Raw genomic sequence first — 19,630 nt, forward strand, 5'->3', positions numbered from 1 at the left:
TTATCAGTTAACCAGCTTTGATGTGCGATTATTGACAAGATGGATTGCGGTGCGAATCACATATATCTGCACACTGCCAATCAAGAAGCCAATTCCAACCATTAGCTGAAGGTTTTGATCACTAAAATGGTTTAAGTTAAGCAGACACATCACCACGCCAACTCCCAAAGCAAGCCAAGCCATAATGGTCATCAGGGATACAAGCGGCTTCACATTTCTTTCTTCCACATCACTATGGTTAATGGTATTTGAATTGGTGTTCATCTTCATTCACTCCCTAACTGAAAGCGATTTATTATAGTCACAATTATGACACAATATCGAATTTTTTTCAACAATTTTTCGAAAATTGTGTTCACAATTATGCTGAATGGCATGTATACCGTCAAGAGCATACGAGCATGCCGTATAGAACCATCCTCTAAGCTCATCGGCAAGACTTAGCAGCTTCATGCCGGGCGGGTATGTGAAACTGTATAAGTGCTGTTATACATTGTTTACAAATTTTGGTTTTTATGATAGGTTGATGGTGTGTTGGGTGTCGTGCTCAATTACTATTTACAAGAAGCCAGATAAAATCGCAGAAAGGAGCAGTTACTCAAAAAAAATAAAAAGGAGAAGATAATAATGTTGAAAATGCAGAGTAAAATTTGCTTGTTGCTACTGTGTCTTGTATTAGTTTTGCCTACGATCTCTTCAGCAAGTACACATAATACAAGTAGGATTGTAGGTTCTTTGGATGAGAGTGCATTCTATGATGCAGTTGGAAACCTAATTGAAATTTTTGAAGAATCGGATGGTACAATTGTTGTCTATATTAATGGCATTTTAGATCACACTGCAAGAACGGACTTATCTACGGGTACAGTTGTGTCAACAGAATATTTTGATCACACAGGGAATAAGGATAAACAAGGCATGAAAGAAAAAAAGACACTCTATAAATTAGACGATCTTATTAAAAAATCGAATGTCAAAGATATGGCCGCAGACGTAGTTGAGAAACCAGAAGCCGCAAGTTCATTTACGCTACAATCCAGTTCCTTTCCTCCATCATGGCCTTACAATCAAGGGTATACATACAGAAATTCCTACAATAATGAGCATAGAGGTATGATTGCACATGGTTATTATAAACGTGATTCGCCAACATACACTTCTTCCCAGGCTGTAAGCTTTTTGAGGAATATTACAATTGGAACTGCGGTTTCATTAGTTATCTCTGCTTTAGGCGGTCCGTTAACTGTGGCCATCGTTTCAGGGGCTATTGTTTCCACAGTAGGATCATATATAATTGAAGGAGTTTTTACCAGGAATGTAGACGTCAATGTCAATATTAAAATAGAGTGGGAGGCTTGGTTAGCCATCGTGAATGACAATAACCACTATGCACAACAAGGCACCCAATATCTTAGAGTGATGAATCAAACGGGGCCAGGAGAATCTACCAAAGAACTCAGCGGAAAAGTAGGATTTTTGCATAATTTTACTGAATTCTTAAGACAGAGCTCATGGGCATAGCAATATGGGAACAGACCATAATGCTTTCGATTCTATGAAATCAAAAGGTAGAGCCTATAATTTTCTAATTCAGCCTTTGCTGTTCTCCACGGTTTCGGTCCTTATTATAGTCGGCTGTCATTACCTTTTCATGTTATTCGATTACGGACAGTCATTCGCAAACGAGTTATTTGTGAAGGGCATTAAATTTGGATGGGATGTCATTCTGTCCTTATGGGGCGGCTTGTATATCGTACTAGTCATTCTAAACCTAATCAGATGGAAATATCATAAGAGAAAACCAATGTGAAGCCTACGAAGCAATAAAAACGGGGTGACCCGAAAAATCAGTGAAAGCTGATTTTTCGGGTCACCCCTTCAATTATCATCCATCTATTCAAGAAAATCCTTCAGTTGCTTGCTGCGGCTAGGATGTCTGAGCTTGCGCAGCGCCTTGGCTTCAATCTGGCGAATCCGCTCGCGCGTTACGCCAAAGAATTTGCCGACCTCCTCCAGCGTGCGCGGCTGGCCGTCATCGAGTCCGAAGCGCAAACGAAGCACGTTCTCTTCCCGCTCTGTCAGTGTATCCAGCACATTCTCAAGCTGCTCCTTGAGCAGCTCATAAGCAGCCGATTCTGCTGGAGCCATCGCATCCTGATCCTCAATAAAATCGCCGAGCTTGGAATCATTCTCCTCGCCCACCGGAGATTCCAGCGATACAGGCTCCTGTGCAATCTTCATAATCTCTCTGACCTTGTCCGGGGACAAGTCCATCTCCTTGGCGATCTCCTCAGGCGAAGGCTCTCTTCCCAGCTCCTGCAGCAGTTGCCGCGACACACGAATAAACTTGTTAATTGTCTCCACCATATGTACCGGGATACGGATCGTGCGAGCCTGATCGGCAATCGCTCTTGTGATCGCCTGCCGAATCCACCAGGTAGCATAGGTGCTAAACTTAAATCCCTTTGTATAATCAAATTTTTCGACAGCTTTAATAAGACCCATATTGCCTTCCTGAATCAGATCCAGGAACAGCATTCCCCTGCCCGCATACCGTCTGGCAATACTGACCACCAAGCGCAGATTCGCTTCAGCCAGTCTCTGCTTGGCGAATTCATCGCCCTGCTCTGCCCGCTTCGCCAGTTCAATCTCTTCATCAGCGGACAGCAATCCCACTCTACCGATTTCTTTCAAATACATGCGTACCGGATCATTGATATTCATGCCTGGAGGCAAGGACAGATCGTCTGCATACCCCTCGTCATTATCCTGATTCGTATTTGTCAATAAAGAAAGCTTCTCGTCCATATCATCATCCACCTTAATACCAAGATCCGCTAACCATACCCCACAGTTTTCCCAATGTCAGTGTCACTAACGTATGATTCCAAGGCCCATCGCATCCCTATGCTGTATTCAGCCACGTTGACAAAAGTTTTCTTTTGTGTTAATATTGGATTATGATGTTAGACCATTCGTGTTATTATATCATAATATATTAGTTTCTTCAACATAATATATGTACTTAACCTTCTGACCCAGAAGGTTTTTTGTATATTTCCCCTTCTTTCCTACATATAAGCAGATAGCCCAATAAGCCGGGCTATTCCAGCTCCGGCCTGTAGGCTTCCTCTCGCTTCAGTGCCTCGATGACTCGATGCAATTCTTCCAATTTTAGCGGCTTGGCTAAGGTGTCATTCATTCCGGCAGAGAGGATACGAATGTGGTTTTCCTTGAACGCATGAGCAGTAAGAGCGACGATCGGCAGGCGGGCATAGCCCTTGGACTTATCGGCACGGATCGCGCGGGCCGTATCATAGCCATTCAACACCGGCATCTGAATATCCATCAGCACCAGGTCGAAGTCATTCTGCTCCAATAGCTCTAGCGCATGCTTCCCGTTGAACGCAGCCTGGACGGTATGCCCCAGCTTCACCAGCATGCGGCTGGTAACAATCTGGCTCACCTCATCATCTTCGACAAGCAGAATATGAAGAGATTGCTCGGTCTGCAGCATGTCATTACGGTCGACTTGCTCCTCCTCCCACTGCTCCATCCGCTTGTAAGGAACGGTAAACATGAACAGGCTGCCTGCTCCCGACTCGCTCTGCACACTAATCTGACCACCCATGAGCTCCACCAGTTGCTTGCTAATCGCAAGTCCGAGACCAGTTCCGCCATATTTTCTCGTATGGGAATCGTCTACCTGACTAAAGCTCTTGAACAGCTTGCCATGATCTGCTGGGCTGATACCAATACCCGTATCCTGAATTTCAAATTGCAAGGTAACGGTTCGATCCTCGATGCCTGCTAATCTGACGACTATGCTGATGATTCCTGTATCGGTAAACTTCACAGCATTGCCCAATAGGTTGTTTAATACTTGTCGCAGCCGATTCGGGTCTCCTAGCAGTTGACGCGGCACCTCCGGCAGAACATGGCTCACTATCGATAACCGTTTTTCCGCTGCAATGGGCAGATGAGCTTTAACCGTGGTGTCCACAAGCTCACGGATATTCACCTCGATCTGCTCGGTCACCAGCTTGTTGGCCTCTATTTTGGACAAGTCCAGAATATCGTTCATCAATAGCAGCAGCGTGTCTGCGCAATTTTGGATGATATGCATGTTTTCTTGCTGCTCTAGCGTCATATCTGTCAACATCATGAGATCCGTCATCCCCATAATCCCGTTGAGCGGCGTGCGAATCTCGTGACTCATATTGGCTATGAACCGACTCTTCGCTTCGTTGGCAGCGTCCGCAGCGGCGGCCGCCTCCACAAGCTGCTGCTGTGCCAGCTTGCGGTCTGTAATCTCGAATTGAATGCCGACAAAATAGATGCATTCCCCATTCGTATCAAAGATCGGATCGAGATTAACCTCATTCCAGAACGGACGGCCATCCTTGCAATAGTTCAACAGCTCGACAGTGGCCGACTCTCGCTTCGCAATCGCTTCGCGCAAACGCCCGACAGCCTCAGGATCCGTAGCAGGCCCCTGCAAGAAACGGCAGTTCTTTCCTAAAACCTCGCTTTCCTCATATCCTGTAAGCTCGACGAATTGCTGATTAACATAGATCAACGGACAATCCTTCGCTCTCGCATCCGCTATCGTAACGGATGATTTGAGTCGACGAACGATATGCTCCCAATCAAATGCAGCCTGCTGCTCCAAATACAATCCTCCTATCACCTTGCCCCGGCGCCGGTTATCCTTCATCCATTATACATGATTGGCAGGCCTTTGTTCACCGACACCTAAATACAAGGCATATAGGAGCAAGCAGACCGAATTAATCGTAACGCAGTGCGTCAACCGGCTTCAGGCGCGATGCCTTGTTCGCAGGGAAGATACCGAAGGTGATTCCGATGGCGAACGAGAAGGCAAACGACAGGACGATGGTATCCCATGTCATGATCGCTGTCGTACCGGATTGCGTCAATAGGTACGCGGCCGCGTAGCTTGCCCCAACTCCTACAACCCCGCTCAAACCGCTAATTACAAGTGCCTCAAGTAAAAATTGCAGCAAAATGTCTCTGCGCTTGGCGCCAATCGACTTGCGTATGCCAATCTCGCGTGTCCGTTCCGTTACTGACACCAGCATGATATTCATAATGCCGATACCGCCAACAAGCAAGGATATGCCCGCGATACCTGTCAGCGTATTCGACAATGTCGTAGATACGGCTGTGATCGTCTCTACCAGATCCGCTTGATTAAAAAGATTATAGCTATTTTCTGCACCACGGAATTTCTTGTTCAGCTCCGTCTCTAGCGCCAGCTCAACAAGATCCATATTCGCGTCATGATCCGCCTGAACATAGATGGAACGAACTCCCTTGGTCTGCAACAGTCGCGAGCCGCTCGAGATCGGTATGATCACCTTGTTATCATTGGAGCCACCCAGCGAGCTTCCCTGTTCCTCCAGCAGCCCGACAATCTTGTAACGGCTGCCGTTCAGCGAGATCGACTCCCCGACAGGATGGCTTGTGCCGAATAGATCCTCTGCAGTACCCGTTCCGATCAAGGCAACCTTCTGCCTGTATTCGACATCGATTGCCGTAATAAATCTTCCGCTCTGGATGTGAACGTCTCGAACGGTCTCATAGGCAGGAGTAATTCCCTCCACTGTGACATTCACATTCTCCGCCTTGTACTTCGCTTGAACGTTGCCGCTGACTATGGGAGAGACCGCCTGCACACCATCCAGCCCAGCCAGCTCCTCGGCTTCCTCTACAGTCAGCGAGCTGACTGCACCGCGCCCGCTGATGCTGATCGACAACAGATTCGTCCCCAGGCTGGACATCTGCTCCTCCACCTGCTGCTTCGTTCCGTTGCCGATTGCTACCAGCGTAATGACGGAGGCCACCCCAATGACAATGCCCAGCATGGTCAGCACGGTCCGCAGCTTGTTGGCCAGGATGCTTTTCCAGGCCATACGAACACCCTGGCTAAATTGCACGGCTCCCTCTCCTCTCCTCTGTAACGACACCGTCCGTAATGCGGATGACAGACTCCGCGCTCTCCGCTACCGTCGGATCATGTGTAATGAGCACGATGGTATGGCCATGCTTGTGAAGCTCCTGAAAGATCGCCATAACCTCGCTCCCGGTCTTCGTATCAAGCGCACCAGTTGGCTCGTCCGCCAGCAGGATAGCCGGCTCGCTGGCGAGCGCCCTCGCTATAGCAACTCGCTGCTGCTGACCGCCGGATAGCTGCTTAGGCTTGTGATGGAGCTTGTCTCCCAATCCCATCTGGGCTAGCATCTGTACGGCTTGGTCACGACGCTGCTTGGCTGACAAGCCGCGGTACACCAGCGGCAGCTCGACATTCTCCAGGCTGGTCAGTTGTGGAAGCAGATGAAAGCTCTGAAAGATGAACCCGATCTTCTGATTGCGTATCTCCGCCAGACGGTTATCGCTCAGACGGCTCGTATCCTGTCCGTCAATAATGTATTGTCCTTCTGTCGGTGTGTCCAGGCAGCCGATAATATTCATCAGCGTCGACTTGCCCGAGCCGGACGGGCCGACAATCGCCATGAATTCACCGCGATACACCTGCAACGATACCTTCTTGAGCGTCACTAATGTTTCCGAGCCCATCTGATAGGTCTTCACGATGTCCTTCATATCAATATCCACACTTCGCTTCTGAGTCATAGTCGGTCAACCTCCTCGTTGAGCGCCGCCGCCTGAGCTGGGACGCTGCATTCCGCCGCCTCCGCCTGAGAAGCCACCCGCCGGCATACCTCCGCCCCCGAAGCCACCTCCGCCAGCTCCAGGAAACCCTGTCATGTTCGTCTGCGAGGCAGATGAAACAATCGTCGGCAATATAACCTCCTCACCCTCGCTCAGCCCGCTAATAATTTCGATATAGGTTTCATTGCTAACCCCTACGGTGACGAATCGCATCATTCCGCCTGCTTCATTGGCCGCGCCTGCGGCTCTGCCTTGCCCCTGGTTGCCACCTTGCCTCTGTGCCATCCCAGGTCCCTGGCTGCCCTCGGGCTGCTCGCCCTGCGTCTGCGCCCTCCTGCTCTGCTCTGCCTCAGCCGTCTGCTGAAGCTGTGGCTCTTCTCGCATGGCTGCACTGCTCTTAGAACTGGCACCCGCACTCGCCCGTTCGCTCTGTCCGACCTCGGACGATCCAGCCTGTCCACTCGCCGCCTCCGACCTGCTGCCGGACGTCTCATCTCCAACTGCGCCGTTGCCTCTGCCTTGCGGCATGCCGTCTCCCTGACCACCTCGGGCTGGAGTGCTTCCTGCACCCGAGCCACTAGCTCCTGAAGCAGACGCGGCAACTAACACCATCTTTTGCGATCCAGCCTCACGAATGGCTTCGATCGGCACCATCAACACATCCTGCTTGCTGTCAACGGTAATCTCGGCTGAAGCCGACATACCGATTCGAATCCCCTCCTGCGCCGGGAATTGAATCGTCACATCGAACAAAGCGACGCCGTTCTGAGAGCTGCCCTCGTCTGCAATCTCAGTTACGGTGCCCTCTATCTCCATCTCCTCCAGCGCATCCAGCATAACCTTTGCCTTCTGTCCAACCTTCACTTTGGTTACATCCAACTCATCCACCTGAATGACAGATTGGAGCTCCTTATAATCCGTAATGCTCAAGATTGCTGCTCCGCTCTGTACCTTTTGACCCGCTTCATTGATATGTATGGCGGTTACTTTGCCGGCGATCGGCGCAGTAATTGTCGTCACCGTCGCCTGTTCCTCCTTTAACTCAGCTAGTGACTGTTCGTTGGCAGCCATATCAAGCTTCAGGGATTCGATCTCATACCGAACATTAGGACGGCTGCTCTCCTCGGCTTCTATGTATTTGGTCTTGAGCTTCTCCAGCTCCATCTCTTGCTTGGTCAACGATGTCTCCAGTTTCCTTATCTCTTCGGAATGATCGGCTGCGACGTAAGAGGCGATAACCTGCCCTTTTGCAACAAGCTCTCCTTCCTTAATAGTCAACGCTTCCAATTGCCCCTCCTCGGGACTCATCACCTGCTTCACATTCACAACGGATACCGTTCCCGAGCCGGAGACGGTAACCGTCAGGTTGCCCCGAATGACCGGAGTGGTACGTACCGCAGTCGCCGTAGCCGTCTCTTCCTTCCATAGATAAGCGAAGCCCAGATAGACTCCGACAGCTACCAGCACGATACCAGCAATCGCTAATACCCATTTCTTCATTGATGCTCCTCCTAAATGTTCGATCCTTCTTTACCGGTCTTTAACCTGTTCCGGCATGACCATCCAGCATTAGAACACTCCGTTCCGTGCCAACCGTGATTAATTCGCTCGTCCAGCGATCAATCTCCTCACTTCGATCCATACTTGCCAAGGGGTGCCCGGTAGCGCCAGCACGCAGCAGCTTCTTCGAGCGATGCAGCATCATTCGGACAGAAGACACGCTGCACTTCATCTCCTCGGCGATCTCCTGATAGGAGTAGCGGTACACCTCGGAGAGCACCAGCAGGCGAAGCTGGCGAACAGACAGATGGGCGCTCATCCATTCCAGTACCGCCCGCAAGGCAGCATAATCGTTATGTCTGCCTATGAGCAGTACCTGCTCCAGAGCTACGGCAGGCGAAGCTCTCTCCTGCTTGCGGTGCCGATCAATCCACAGCCGCTTGGCTGTCGTTGCAAGCAGAGCCCGAGTGATTGAGGTGAAATGACGGGTACGATAATAGCGCCACAGTTTTAACAAGGTATCTTGATACAAATCCTCAGCTTCCCACCTGGAAGAGGATAGATACAGACAATAGCGCATCAGTTCTCCCTGCAACGGACGAATCAGACTGTAGAAATGCTCAGCGCTTCCCATTGCGGCTCCCCCCTGCTGCATCCCATTTCCCTCATTGTCCCAACCGCTCCTGAAACGAGACTGAATGGAAGCTGAGTGTAAGCTGAATGTTTGCTGCATCAAGGACAGCCGCACTTGTATTTCCTCTAGCCGCTTCACTATACTTAGAATTACAAACCAAGCGAAAGCAGTTAATAGGTATAAAGGGTGGATGAACGGTGAAGGGTGTTAAACTATTGCTTGTCGACGACGAGCCGCATATTCTCGATTTTCTGGAGATGGGACTGAGCAACGAGGGCTTTGAGGTTAAGACTGCGGCAGACGGCTTGTCGGGTCTTCATCTGGCGGAGAGCTTTGAGCCTCATGTGATCATTATGGATGTGATGATGCCAGGAATTGATGGATTCGAGAGCTGCCGACTGCTGAAGGGCGAAGGCAGCAATGTCGCCGTCATTATGCTGACAGCCAAGGACGATGTGGATGATCGGATCAAGGGACTCACGCTTGGAGCTGACGATTATATGGTGAAGCCGTTCAGCTTTGGCGAGCTGCTGGCACGCATTTATGCGCGCCTTCGCAATCATTTTCCTCAGTTGTTCGGCAAGCTCGCCTACGGTCCATTCCTGATCGATGATGGCGGGCGGGAGATCGACTATCGCGGACAGGTACTCAAGCTATCTCCCACGGAATATGATCTGCTCAAGTTTCTGGTTGCTCATCACGGAGTTGTACTGAGCAAATCAACGATTTTGGATAAGGTCTGGGGATATGACTTTGGCGGAGAGGACAATATTGTAGAGGTCTACATCCGTTCGTTGCGCGACAAGCTGGGGGACAAGGAGCACCGCCTGATACGCACCCTAAGGGGAGTGGGCTACAGGGTAGATCTATGAAGCAGGAGCGCATCTCTGTCCACTCCGGCTCCTTGCGCAAGGAGCTGCTCGTCCGTTCATTGCTTGTGCTGGCAGCCCTGCTGTTGCTAATCGGCACCTTCCAATACATTGTCATGAAGGATTTCTTATATCGGAGCAAAGCAGAGTCATTGGCTGCACAGATAGTGTCCCTCGCGCGCGTCGGCGGCGGCGTTGGGGACGCAGCCAGATTCGGGGAGACTCGCATACCATCTGGAACCCCTCCCGCCTCTGGCGACGCTGAAGAAGCCTCGCCCGCACCCGCTGATGAGACTGAGGAGACGCCCCGTGCTGCGCCGGACAGCAGCTCTCTGACATGGCCGCAGCGGGAACGGACATCAGCGCCGCGCTTCCTGCTCCCTCCTGGCACCTCCTTGGCCGTCATTCAGCAAGATGGAGCTTATTCCGACCTCGGAGCAGAGCATGAGACGGCTGCCCCACGATTGAGCGAGCAGGAATATCAGCAGATCTCTAGCCAATTGAGGGAGCGAAAGCCGGTTCCTTACAAGGTCATCGCAAATGCGGACGGCGTAGAGCAGTTGGTTGTGTTCCGTCACATCCCGCGTGCTCCTGGAAGTGAGCCGCCGCTCATCCAGATGGGACTAGAAACGGGCAGCATGCATGAGGTGCTGGTCAACCAACTGCTAATCTTTACTGCGCTGGCGCTGCTCGCGCTTGTTGTGGGGCTGCTCGTGTACCTGCCCGTGCTTCGGCGCACCCTCATTCCGCTATCTAACATCATTGCAGCAGTGGAGCGCACCGATGCTGGCAGTCTGGGGGAACGGCTGCCGCAGCAGGGTCAGGAGGAGATGGCAAGGCTGGCCCACAGCTTTAACGGCATGCTTGATCGGCTGGAGCACTCCTTCGCATCTGAACGCGAGGCGAAGGAGCAGATGCGTCGCTTCGTCGCCGATGCCTCGCATGAACTCCGAACGCCGCTCACCTCCATCCACGGCTTCGTCGAGGTGTTGCGGCGCGGCGCGGCTGATCATCCAGAGCAGCGCAGTGCGGCGCTGCGCAGCATGTACGGGGAGACGCTGCGGCTGAACGGGCTGGTCGAGGATCTGCTGGCGCTCGCCAAGCTGGATCAGAGCCCTACACTAGCCCTGCAGCCCGTGCAGCTCGATCTACTGATCGCCGAGATGAAGCCACAGCTTGCAATGCTCGCCGGAGAGCGTATATTGCGGCTGGAGCTGCAGCCGCAGGTGACGATCTGCTGTGATGCGGACAAGATCAAGCAAGCACTGCTGAATCTCTACCAGAACGCGGTTCAGCATACCGATGCCCATAGTGGCGTCATTACGATCTCCCTGCACACGGACAGCACACACGCCCTGCTCTCCGTTACTGATAACGGTACAGGTATCAAGCCCGAGCATCACAGCCAGATCTTCGAGCGCTTCTATCGCAGCGATTCATCCCGCACCCGCAAATACGGCGGCTCAGGGCTTGGGCTAGCGATCACGAAATCGATTATCGAAGCCCACCAAGGAGCCATCCGGCTTAGCAGCTCCTATGGCGAGGGAGCGGCCTTCCATATCTCACTGCCGCTGCGTTAGCAAGAATAGTGTGGAGTCATTGGTTCAATTATGGCTAGACATATGCCACAGCACAGCGATCTAACCGACAGAAGGCTAGAGCCACACCCCGCGCGCCTTGTGCGCAGAGTGTGGCTCTAGCCTATTCTATCAGTCTTCGTCCTGATACGTTAACCGGACTTGTTCTTGTTATAAATATCAAATCCAACGGCCAACAGCAGTACTAGACCTTTAATCCCTTGCTGCCAGTCGATGCCCAGACCAACGAGCGACATCCCGTTATTCATGACGCCCATCACCAAGCCACCGATGATAGCTCCAACCACAGTGCCGACTCCGCCATAAGCGGAGGCTCCCCCAATGAAGCAGGCTGCAATGGCATCCAGCTCGAACAGATTGCCGGCCTTTGGCGTCGCAGCGCCCAAACGTGCCGCATAGATCAGACCGGATAACGCCGCCAGCACCCCCATGTTGACAAACACCCAGAAGGTCACACGCTTCGTCTTCACACCCGACAGCTCTGCCGCTTTGTTATTGCCCCCAAGCGCATAGATATGCCGCCCGATGACGGAGCGCTTCATAACGAAGCTATAGGCTACGACAAGGATGAACAAAATAATTAAAATATTCGGTATTCCCTCATAACGCGCTAATGTGTAGGTGAAAATATTGAGCACAGCAATCATCGCCGCCAGCTTCAAGGCTAGCAGCCCTGCCGGAAGCACCTCGAAGTGATGCTTCTGCTGGATACGCCGATTGCGCAGCTCGCTGAACACCAGAATAATCGACAGCACTACGCCCAAGCCGAGCGTTACGGTGTGCAGTGCAGCTCCTGAGGCTACATCTGGCAGAAATCCTGTGCTGATCTTCTGGAAGCCTTCTGGAAACGGAGAGATCGACTGGCCCTTGAGGACAATCATCGTCGCTCCCCGGAACAGCAGCATGCCCGCCAGCGTAACGATGAAGGAGGGGATCTTCACATAGGCAACCCAGAACCCCTGCCATGCTCCAATCAACGCACCTGCCAGCAGTGATACCGGTACTGCGATATAGGGCGACCATTGCAGATCAATCATCAGAATCGCAGAGATAGCGCCGATGAAGGCTGCCACGGAGCCGACAGACAGGTCAATATGTCCCGTAATGATGATCAGCACCATCCCGATCGCCAAAACGAGAATGTAGCTGTTTTGCAGAATCAGATTAGTCACGTTGAGCGGCTTGAGCAGGATGCCGCCCGATAATAATTGAAATAAAATCATGATAAGTGCCAGTGCGACTAACATGCCGTACTGTCTCATATTGGCCTTGAACAGCTTCGATAATCCTGTCATGATGTCCCTCCACTCTCTGTCATCAGCTTCATGAGCCGTTCCTGGCTCGCCTCGCTGCGCGGCAGCTCTCCGGTAATGCGCCCTTCGCTCATGACATAGATTCTGTCGCACATCCCCAGCAGCTCAGGAAGCTCGGAGGAGATGAGCAGTACCCCTCTCCCTTCATCAGCCAGTTGATGGATGATGGAATAAATCTCATATTTGGCTCCGACGTCGATTCCGCGTGTCGGCTCATCGAGCAGCAGCAGCTTGGGCTCTGTGAACATCCATTTGCTCAGGACGACCTTCTGCTGATTGCCCCCGCTCAGATTGCCTGTCTTCTGCAGAATCGACGGTGTCTTAATATTCATCTGACTGCGAAATTGCTCGGCATGCCGGATCTCCTCATGCTCGTCAATGACGAGACGGCGTGAGATGCGCCCCAGATTGGCTAGTGAAATATTGCGTTTAATATCATCCATTAAGATTAGCCCATATTGCTTGCGATCTTCCGTAACATAGGCAATGCCTGCCTTGATCGCACGATCGATCGTCGTCAGTTGCTCCTCCTTACCGTCCAGCACCATCCGCCCGCTGAGCTTCCGCCCATATGCCTGGCCGAATATGCTCATCGCCAGCTCCGTGCGACCCGCCCCCATCAATCCAGCTATACCGACGATCTCTCCCCGGCGAACCTGTAAGGCGGCCTTGTCGATGACCATTCGTTCGGGATGGAGCGGATGGGCGACTGTCCAGTTATCGACGGAGAACAAGACCTCCCCGATCCGTGGCGTTCTCGTTGGATACCGCTGCGTCAGGTCGCGGCCAACCATGCCTTTAATGATTCGCTCCTCCGTTACCTGATCGCGCTTCATGTCCAGCGTCTCGATCGTCTGTCCATCCCGCAGCACCGTCAGCGAATCGGCTACTTTCGCTACCTCGCCGAGCTTGTGAGAGATGAGAATGGATGAGATGCCTTGCTCCTTAAGGGCAAGCAGCAGCTCCAACAGATTATCGCTGTCATCCTCATTCAGCGCCGCTGTCGGCTCGTCCAGTATAAGCAGCTCGACCTGCTTGGCAAGCGCCTTGGCGATCTCGACGAGCTGCTGCTTGCCTACTCCGATATGGGTAATGAGCGTATCCGGCGATTCCTCCAGTCCGACCTTGCTCATCAATGCCTTGGCCTGGCTGAAGGTGCGCCCCCAATCTACGATGCCGCGGGCTCCCTGTTCATTGCCAAGGAAGATATTTTCTGCAATCGACAGGTACGGGACAAGCGCCAGCTCCTGATGGATGATGACGATGCCGATCCCTTCGCTTTGTTTGATCGTTTTGAATTCGCAGACCCGTCCCTTGAACAAAATATCTCCGGCATAGCTTCCATGCGGATAGACCCCGCTCAATACCTTCATCAAGGTAGATTTGCCCGCGCCATTCTCACCCACTAATGCATGAATCTCGCCTTTTCTAACCTTCAGATTGACGCCATCCAGCGCCTTTACTCCCGGAAATTCCTTCGTAATGCCCTTCATCTCCAGCAACAGTTCTGTCATCGCTTCGTTGTCACCTCCATCATACAACCGCAAGCCGCCCCTCCCCGCAAGGGAAGGGCGCAGCCCTCTGCCTCGAATACGGGCAGTCGGTCAAGTCCTTATTTCAACTGATCCTCGGTGTAGTATCCGCTCTTTACCAAAATTTCCTCGTAGTTGCTCTTATCGACTGAGACCGGCTCGAGCAGGTAGGAAGGAACGATTTTGACGCCATTGTTGTACGTTTTTGTATCATTGACCTCAGCTTCCTTGCCTTTAAGCAGCGAATCGGCCATCTGCACCGCTTTCTTCGCCAGCTCGCGCGTATCCTTGAACACGGTCTGCGTCTGCTCGCCAGCGATGATCGATTTTACCGACGCCAGCTCCGCATCCTGGCCGCTAATGACCGGCAACGGCTTGCTGCCGCCGTAACCGACGCCCTTCAGGGAAGAGATGATGCCGATGCTGATGCCGTCATACGGAGAGAGCACTGCATCCAGATTGGAGTCGGAGTAGTGGGCACTCAGCAGATTATCCATCCGCGACTGCGCCAACGCGCCATCCCAGCGCAGTGTGGCCACTTGCTCAATCGTCGTCTGCCCACTGCGCACGACCAGCTTGCCGTTATCGATGTACGGCTTCAAGACCGACATCGCGCCATCAAAGAAGAAGTAGGCATTATTGTCATCCGGCGAGCCCGCGAACAGTTCGATATTGAACGGCCCTTTGCCATCCTTCAGACCAAGCTTCTCCTCGATGTAGGATGCCTGCTGTACACCGACCTTGAAGTTGTCAAAGGTAGCGTAATAGCTGACATGCTCACTTTTCATGATAAGACGGTCATAGGCGATGACCTTGATGTCCTGCTTGCTGGCTTTGTTCAGCACATCGGTCAGCGCTTCCCCGTCAATCGAGGCAATAACGAGAATTTTGACACCCTTCGTAATCATATTCTCGATCTGAGAAACCTGGTTTTCTACCACATCCTCTGCATATTGCAGATCAACGGAGTAGCCGAGGCTCTCAAACTCTTTTTTCATATTTGCCCCGTCACCCACCCACCTTTCCGAAGACTTCGTAGGCATTGCGATGCCTACACTGCCCGCTTCTCCTCCTTCGTTGGAGCAAGCAGCCAGCGTGAAGATCAGCATGACCGCAAGCAAGGCGATGATTCCTTTTTTCATGTCAGATACCCCTTTCGGTTAGTCTACACCGATTATAGGGAAGAAGGCTCCATGACGTCTTTTCACATAAGCTACATTTTTTATGATTTTTTTACTTTTTGGTCACTTGGCTATCGCCTTGAAGAATGCAAATCATATGGGGGACTGGTATAATAAAACCCAATATACGGACAAGGACTCCCCGCAGGATAAACAGTCTATCTTCGATATTTGGGCCAAGACTGCTGAAGGCAAGCTTATAAATGTAGAGATGCAGCTATTCAATAAATATGATATTGAGAAACGCACCCTCTACTATTGGAGCAAGCGTTATTCAAGCCAGCTTCAAGAAGGACAGCGTTATGATGAACTGAAAAAGTGTGTCACCATTAATATATTAAATTATGAATGCCTGCCTAATGATCTTTACCATAGCGTGTTTCATCTTAAGGAAGATCGCTCTGGAATTGCCTTGACAGATGATATTGAAATTCACTTTATCGAGCTGCCTAAGCTTGATGATAAGGCAGTTCCGATGGAGGGTGGTTAGGGCGTGTCTTCAAACCCGCTCAAGGGCATCGTTCACCGCCTTTTCGCCCCGTGCTGCGTTACGTTCTCTTGACGTACCCCGGTACGCCTGCGAGAACGTGCCTTGCCCGGAACGAAAATTCGGCGAAATCTGCTCCCGTCGGAGCTTGAAGACACGCCCTAGTTAACTGGCTTTTATTTCTCAAAGGAATCGATAAGTCTAACTGGGAGGTGCTGAAAATGAATGAACCCGTACTAAAAAAAGCCATGACCACCTTGGAATTTCTTAGTCAGGATCGTGAGACGAGGCGTTTGTATGAGGCCAGACAAAAGTATCTGCATGATGAGGCATCCATGATCTCATGGGCTACAAAGCAAGGGCTTCAGCAAGGGCTTGAGCAAGGGAAGGAACTCGGCAAAGCTGAGGGTGAACGACAGAAAGCAGTAGAGATTGCCATAAACATGCTCAAGCTGGGTTATCGAAATAAAGCTCGTTGCAGAGGTCAGTGGATTGTCTGAAGCCGATGTGAGGTCATTGCAGCAGGAATAACCCCGTGTAAAGAGCCGCCTCCACCATTGACTGTTAATAATTGGCCATATTCAAGCCGCCTTGCTCAAAAGGCGGCTTGATGGTGTTATCCTTCTTCAAACTAAGCTAGGTCAAGTTGCTCCATTTTCTTCACAAACGTCTTCTTGGCTGGACTATAATCGCTTGTATTTTCAAAATATTGGGTTAATTCTTCCGCCTTGTGAGATGCGACCTCCTAGCCCAGTTCCTGCCCCATGCTCCCCGTTCGGCGATATTGTGTAGGGGAAGTACCTGTTGCCTTCTTAAAGGCTGTGCTGAAGTAGTGCTGGCTGTCGTAGCCGGATCGCTCGGCTATGTCGCAGATCGCCAGATCCGTTGTACGCAGCAGCCTCGTCGCGCATTGGATGCGGTATTCCGCCAGCAGGCTGCTGAACGCCATGCCCAGCTCCTGCTTGATGATCCGGCTTAGATACACCGGGTTGACGCGAAGCTCTGCCGCAATTCGTTCCAGCGATAGGCTGGAATCAGCGTAATGCTCGCGAATATAGCGGCGCGCTCTGCGAACCGTTGGAGAAATGCGTCCCTCTCGATATACTGCCGCCTTACAATTGTTGTACGCCGTGACTACATCCTGCGCATGCTGCCCCACAAACTCGGTGTGAAAGACCACCTGTAGCTTGAGATACTCCTCCACTGATCGAACCATTCCCAGCCATACGGCATCGTCCACCTGCTCCCAGACGCAGCATACGATCAGTCCCGCGGTATCGCGAAACAGCACATACGTTGCTCCATGCAGCCACTCCGATGCAATATTCTCCATCGCATACAACAATAGCTGCCGATCCCTCTCGCGCATGCCTGGCGTACCGCTCGTCAATTCGGACCAATGAATGACCGCACACATGTGCGGATTGCTCGCAGGAAGCTGTAGCAATCTCAGTTGCTCGTGCGCCTCGCGATCGGACAATTCCCCCTGTAGCCACTCCTGGCATAAGCGTACCCGAAGCACAGGAATATTCTTCATCATCTGTCTGGACGCAAGCTGCTGCTCCTGCTGCTCCTGCCGCTGACGCTCCCGTTCAGCCAATTGCTGCCCCATAGCAGCCAGCACCTGTTGCAACTGGACGGGGCGAGTCGGCTTCAATATATAATCGTCCACCTGAAGCCGGATCGCTTCTTGTGCATACTGAAACTCGTCATGCCCCGTTATAATGATGATCTTGCAGTCGGGCAGCCGCCCGCGCACCTCCCGAATCAATTCCATGCCGCCCTTGATGGGCATGTTTAAGTCGACCAGCATAATATCCGGCAGGATAGCACGTGCAAGCTCCAGTGCTTCCTCGCCATCCTCGGCCTCTATGGGCTGCTCCATGCCGAGCGTCTGCCAATCCACCGCATCCATGATGCCTTCGCGAATGATCGGCTCGTCATCTGCGATCAGCACCTTCCACAGTCGTCCCACTGTCGCTTCCCCCTTCCTGTTTCACTGCCAGCGGCTTCGATTCAGTGATGCGAAGCACGGGATGAATAATCTGAATGAGGGTTCCCCCTCCGCGCTCGCTCTCCACACGCAATCCATACGGGTCGCCAAAGGTCAGATTAATGCGCGCCTGCACGTTATGTAGTCCATAGCCTCCTGTCCCTCGCTCCTCGCGCTCCTGATCCTCCACAGACCGCTGCAAACGGGCACGCAGCCGCTCCAGTTGCTCCTTCTCCATGCCTGCCCCGTCATCCTGCACCGTAAGCACCAGCCTGCTCTCCTGCAGCTCCGCCTTCACCCAGATTCGCCCCGGTCCTCTGCGTGACTTGATGCCATGATAGATCGCATTCTCAACCAGGGGTTGCAGCAGCAGCTTGAGCACATAGACATCCTGTACCTCCTCGCTAATCTGGATACTGGTATGCAGCTTGCCTCGGTAGCGAGTTTGCTGAATCGTGAGATAGCTGCGGATATGCTCGAACTCCTCCACAAGCGCGATGCGGTCGTTGCCCCCGTTCAGCCCGATTCGGAACAGGCTGGACAAGGCATCCACTACCTCCGCCACGTCCTCCGCCCCTTTCCTGCGTGCCAGCCATTGGATCGTTTCCAGCGTATTATATAAAAAATGCGGCTTAATATGAGCCTGCAGACTACGCAGCTCTGCCTCGCGTTTCTGGCGCTCCTGCAGCTCGGTCAGCGTGATCAGCCGGCTCATCTGCGCCAGCATCGTATTATAGCTGCGTCCCAACTGCCCCACCTCGTCAAGCCTCCTCCCCCAATAACGCACCGTCAGATCGCCTGCCTCCGCTTTTCTCATGAAGGACATTAATTGGCCGATTGGCCTGGAGATCGTATGGGACAAATACAGAGAGGCGGTTATGCCCAGCAGACAGACGATGAAGGCAAGGCTCACGGCATACATGCGCAGCTCCCGCACCTTGGCGGCTACGTCCGATGTGGGAAACACGCCAACTGTCGTCCAGCCCGTAAATGTCGACTGCCGGAAGATGAACTGCAGCCTTTCTCCTCCTACTGCTCTGGAGAAGTGCCCTGATGGATTGTCCTCCAGCCATTGCACCGGAATCTCCCCGACAAAGGGGCGCGCCGGAGCATAGATCATCTCCCCAACCTCATCCATAACGGTCAAATAGCCGCTCTTGCCCAGTCTGACATCCTTGGCCGCCTCCGCAATGACTCTCAGCTTGAGATCGATTAGCACTACCCCCTGCACCCGCTGTGTCTCCGGGTCGAGCACCGCCCGTGCCATGCTCACCAGCTCATTCTCCTGGTAATCATAATGAGAGATGAGATTGCGTCCTGCGGGGTGGCCGATAATCGTGAAGATACCCTTCTTCTCTACTGCCATCTGGTACCACCCTTCCTCCATCAGGGGGGCTGGTCTGCGCGCATACAGCTCATTACTGATATAGTCTCCGCGGCTGTTGGCGACGAGGATGCCAGCAATCTCGGGGTACAGATTGGAGAACCCCTGTAGAAACTGCTTGATCTCATAATGCTCATCCTCACCCGGCATACGTGCGGCCACCTGGGATGAACCCTCCAGAAAACGTTTTACATCCGCATTGAAAGCAACAAAATAGGTAATATTCTGCATATTTCCGGCATAGTTGTCCAACGCGCGGTTCACATTGCTGATTAATTGTAGCGTATTGTCTGTAATCTGCTCCCCGATGATTCGATCGGCCGTCCAACTGACGAGCAGTCCGATGCCAAGCGAGGGCAGAATGCTGATTAACAGAAAATGAACAACGAGCTTATACCGAATCGGCAGATTGTTCAGATTCAGTCTGCTGCTTTGCATCATCG

The 19,630-nt window shown here is 52.2% G+C and carries 14 protein-coding genes and 3 pseudogenes; 5 read left to right on the forward strand and 12 right to left on the reverse strand.

All coding sequences use genetic code 11. From position 1 onward, the window contains the following. Positions 1-3: 3 nt before the first annotated feature. On the reverse strand, positions 4-264 hold the full coding sequence (locus ACY1JZ_RS04355) for a hypothetical protein (RefSeq protein WP_270170840.1): 261 nt from the start codon (positions 262-264) through the stop codon (positions 4-6). 363 nt (positions 265-627) lie between these two features. Here ACY1JZ_RS04355 and ACY1JZ_RS04360 point away from each other — a divergent pair, with 363 nt between their 5' ends. Beyond that, positions 628-1,521, forward strand: coding sequence for a hypothetical protein (locus ACY1JZ_RS04360; RefSeq protein ID WP_462628217.1), 894 nt, complete (start codon positions 628-630; stop codon positions 1,519-1,521). 372 nt (positions 1,522-1,893) lie between these two features. Here ACY1JZ_RS04360 and rpoD read toward each other — a convergent pair. The 6 genes and pseudogenes from rpoD to ACY1JZ_RS04390 all read right to left on the reverse strand — a co-directional run. After that, positions 1,894-2,841, reverse strand: a pseudogene (gene rpoD / locus ACY1JZ_RS04365) (RNA polymerase sigma factor RpoD); the annotation flags it as partial. A gap of 262 nt (positions 2,842-3,103) precedes the next feature. Then, positions 3,104-4,672: an ATP-binding protein gene (locus tag ACY1JZ_RS04370; RefSeq protein WP_462628218.1), complete on the reverse strand. Its 1,569-nt coding sequence runs from the start codon at positions 4,670-4,672 to the stop codon at positions 3,104-3,106. Positions 4,673-4,790: 118 nt separating this feature from the next. Continuing rightward, positions 4,791-5,960 carry an ABC transporter permease gene (locus ACY1JZ_RS04375; protein WP_270170837.1) on the reverse strand — a complete coding sequence of 390 codons (1,170 nt, stop codon included), beginning with the start codon at positions 5,958-5,960 and terminating at the stop codon, positions 4,791-4,793. Next, entirely contained in the window at positions 5,950-6,657 is a 708-nt protein-coding gene (locus tag ACY1JZ_RS04380; protein WP_462628219.1) for an ABC transporter ATP-binding protein, read from the reverse strand. The genes ACY1JZ_RS04375 and ACY1JZ_RS04380 overlap by 11 nt, the downstream gene beginning before the upstream one ends. Before the next feature lie 6 nt (positions 6,658-6,663). Next, positions 6,664-8,196, reverse strand: a complete 1,533-nt coding sequence (locus ACY1JZ_RS04385) for an efflux RND transporter periplasmic adaptor subunit (RefSeq protein ID WP_462628220.1) — start codon at positions 8,194-8,196, stop codon at positions 6,664-6,666. A 40-nt stretch (positions 8,197-8,236) separates the two neighbouring features. Next, positions 8,237-8,830, reverse strand: coding sequence for an RNA polymerase sigma factor (locus tag ACY1JZ_RS04390; RefSeq protein ID WP_270170833.1), 594 nt, complete (start codon positions 8,828-8,830; stop codon positions 8,237-8,239). Positions 8,831-9,027: 197 nt separating this feature from the next. On the opposite strand from ACY1JZ_RS04390, the gene ACY1JZ_RS04395 reads away from it, so the two are divergent. Next, positions 9,028-9,702 (forward strand): response regulator transcription factor, encoded by a 675-nt coding sequence (locus ACY1JZ_RS04395; protein ID WP_462628222.1) that lies wholly within the window; start codon positions 9,028-9,030, stop codon positions 9,700-9,702. Continuing rightward, a complete protein-coding gene (locus ACY1JZ_RS04400) occupies positions 9,699-11,279 on the forward strand; it encodes a sensor histidine kinase (RefSeq protein WP_270170831.1) in 1,581 nt (526 codons plus the stop codon). Before ACY1JZ_RS04395 ends, ACY1JZ_RS04400 begins: the two co-directional genes overlap by 4 nt. Before the next feature lie 149 nt (positions 11,280-11,428). On the opposite strand, the gene mmsB is transcribed toward ACY1JZ_RS04400, so the two are convergent. The 3 genes from mmsB to chvE form a co-directional block, all read right to left on the reverse strand. Beyond that, positions 11,429-12,592, reverse strand: a complete 1,164-nt coding sequence (gene mmsB, locus ACY1JZ_RS04405) for a multiple monosaccharide ABC transporter permease (RefSeq protein ID WP_270170829.1) — start codon at positions 12,590-12,592, stop codon at positions 11,429-11,431. Beyond that, positions 12,589-14,124: a multiple monosaccharide ABC transporter ATP-binding protein gene (gene mmsA / locus ACY1JZ_RS04410; protein ID WP_462628223.1), complete on the reverse strand. Its 1,536-nt coding sequence runs from the start codon at positions 14,122-14,124 to the stop codon at positions 12,589-12,591. Before mmsA ends, mmsB begins: the two co-directional genes overlap by 4 nt. A gap of 98 nt (positions 14,125-14,222) precedes the next feature. Continuing rightward, positions 14,223-15,284 (reverse strand): multiple monosaccharide ABC transporter substrate-binding protein, encoded by a 1,062-nt coding sequence (chvE, locus tag ACY1JZ_RS04415; RefSeq protein ID WP_270170825.1) that lies wholly within the window; start codon positions 15,282-15,284, stop codon positions 14,223-14,225. Between the two features lie 163 nt (positions 15,285-15,447). Here chvE and ACY1JZ_RS04420 point away from each other — a divergent pair. Together ACY1JZ_RS04420 and ACY1JZ_RS04425 are read left to right on the forward strand one after the other, a co-directional pair. Further along, positions 15,448-15,810 (forward strand): annotated as a pseudogene (locus ACY1JZ_RS04420) (Rpn family recombination-promoting nuclease/putative transposase); the annotation flags it as partial. Between the two features lie 161 nt (positions 15,811-15,971). After that, positions 15,972-16,341 (forward strand): annotated as a pseudogene (locus ACY1JZ_RS04425) (Rpn family recombination-promoting nuclease/putative transposase); the annotation flags it as partial. Between the two features lie 214 nt (positions 16,342-16,555). On the opposite strand, the gene ACY1JZ_RS04430 reads toward ACY1JZ_RS04425, so the two are convergent. Both ACY1JZ_RS04430 and ACY1JZ_RS04435 read right to left on the reverse strand, forming a co-directional pair. Beyond that, positions 16,556-17,785 (reverse strand): response regulator, encoded by a 1,230-nt coding sequence (locus tag ACY1JZ_RS04430; RefSeq protein WP_270170823.1) that lies wholly within the window; start codon positions 17,783-17,785, stop codon positions 16,556-16,558. Beyond that, positions 17,751-19,628, reverse strand: a complete 1,878-nt coding sequence (locus ACY1JZ_RS04435; RefSeq protein ID WP_270170821.1) for a cache domain-containing sensor histidine kinase — start codon at positions 19,626-19,628, stop codon at positions 17,751-17,753. Before ACY1JZ_RS04435 ends, ACY1JZ_RS04430 begins: the two co-directional genes overlap by 35 nt. Positions 19,629-19,630 lie beyond the last annotated feature (2 nt).

The sequence above is a fragment of the Paenibacillus sp. J5 genome (genome assembly GCF_054955055.1).

Excerpts from the sequence above, each read along its gene's own strand:
- ACY1JZ_RS04355 (WP_270170840.1), bottom strand. The coding sequence starts at position 264 with ATGAACACCAATTCAAATACCATTAACCATAGTGATGTGGAAGAAAGA.
- ACY1JZ_RS04360 (WP_462628217.1), top strand. The coding sequence starts at position 628 with ATGTTGAAAATGCAGAGTAAAATTTGCTTGTTGCTACTGTGTCTTGTA.
- ACY1JZ_RS04380 (WP_462628219.1), bottom strand. The coding sequence starts at position 6,657 with ATGACTCAGAAGCGAAGTGTGGATATTGATATGAAGGACATCGTGAAG.
- ACY1JZ_RS04385 (WP_462628220.1), bottom strand. The coding sequence starts at position 8,196 with ATGAAGAAATGGGTATTAGCGATTGCTGGTATCGTGCTGGTAGCTGTC.
- ACY1JZ_RS04390 (WP_270170833.1), bottom strand. The coding sequence starts at position 8,830 with ATGGGAAGCGCTGAGCATTTCTACAGTCTGATTCGTCCGTTGCAGGGA.
- ACY1JZ_RS04400 (WP_270170831.1), top strand. The coding sequence starts at position 9,699 with ATGAAGCAGGAGCGCATCTCTGTCCACTCCGGCTCCTTGCGCAAGGAG.
- mmsB (WP_270170829.1), bottom strand. The coding sequence starts at position 12,592 with ATGACAGGATTATCGAAGCTGTTCAAGGCCAATATGAGACAGTACGGC.
- mmsA (WP_462628223.1), bottom strand. The coding sequence starts at position 14,124 with ATGACAGAACTGTTGCTGGAGATGAAGGGCATTACGAAGGAATTTCCG.
- chvE (WP_270170825.1), bottom strand. The coding sequence starts at position 15,284 with ATGAAAAAAGGAATCATCGCCTTGCTTGCGGTCATGCTGATCTTCACG.
- ACY1JZ_RS04435 (WP_270170821.1), bottom strand. The coding sequence starts at position 19,628 with ATGATGCAAAGCAGCAGACTGAATCTGAACAATCTGCCGATTCGGTAT.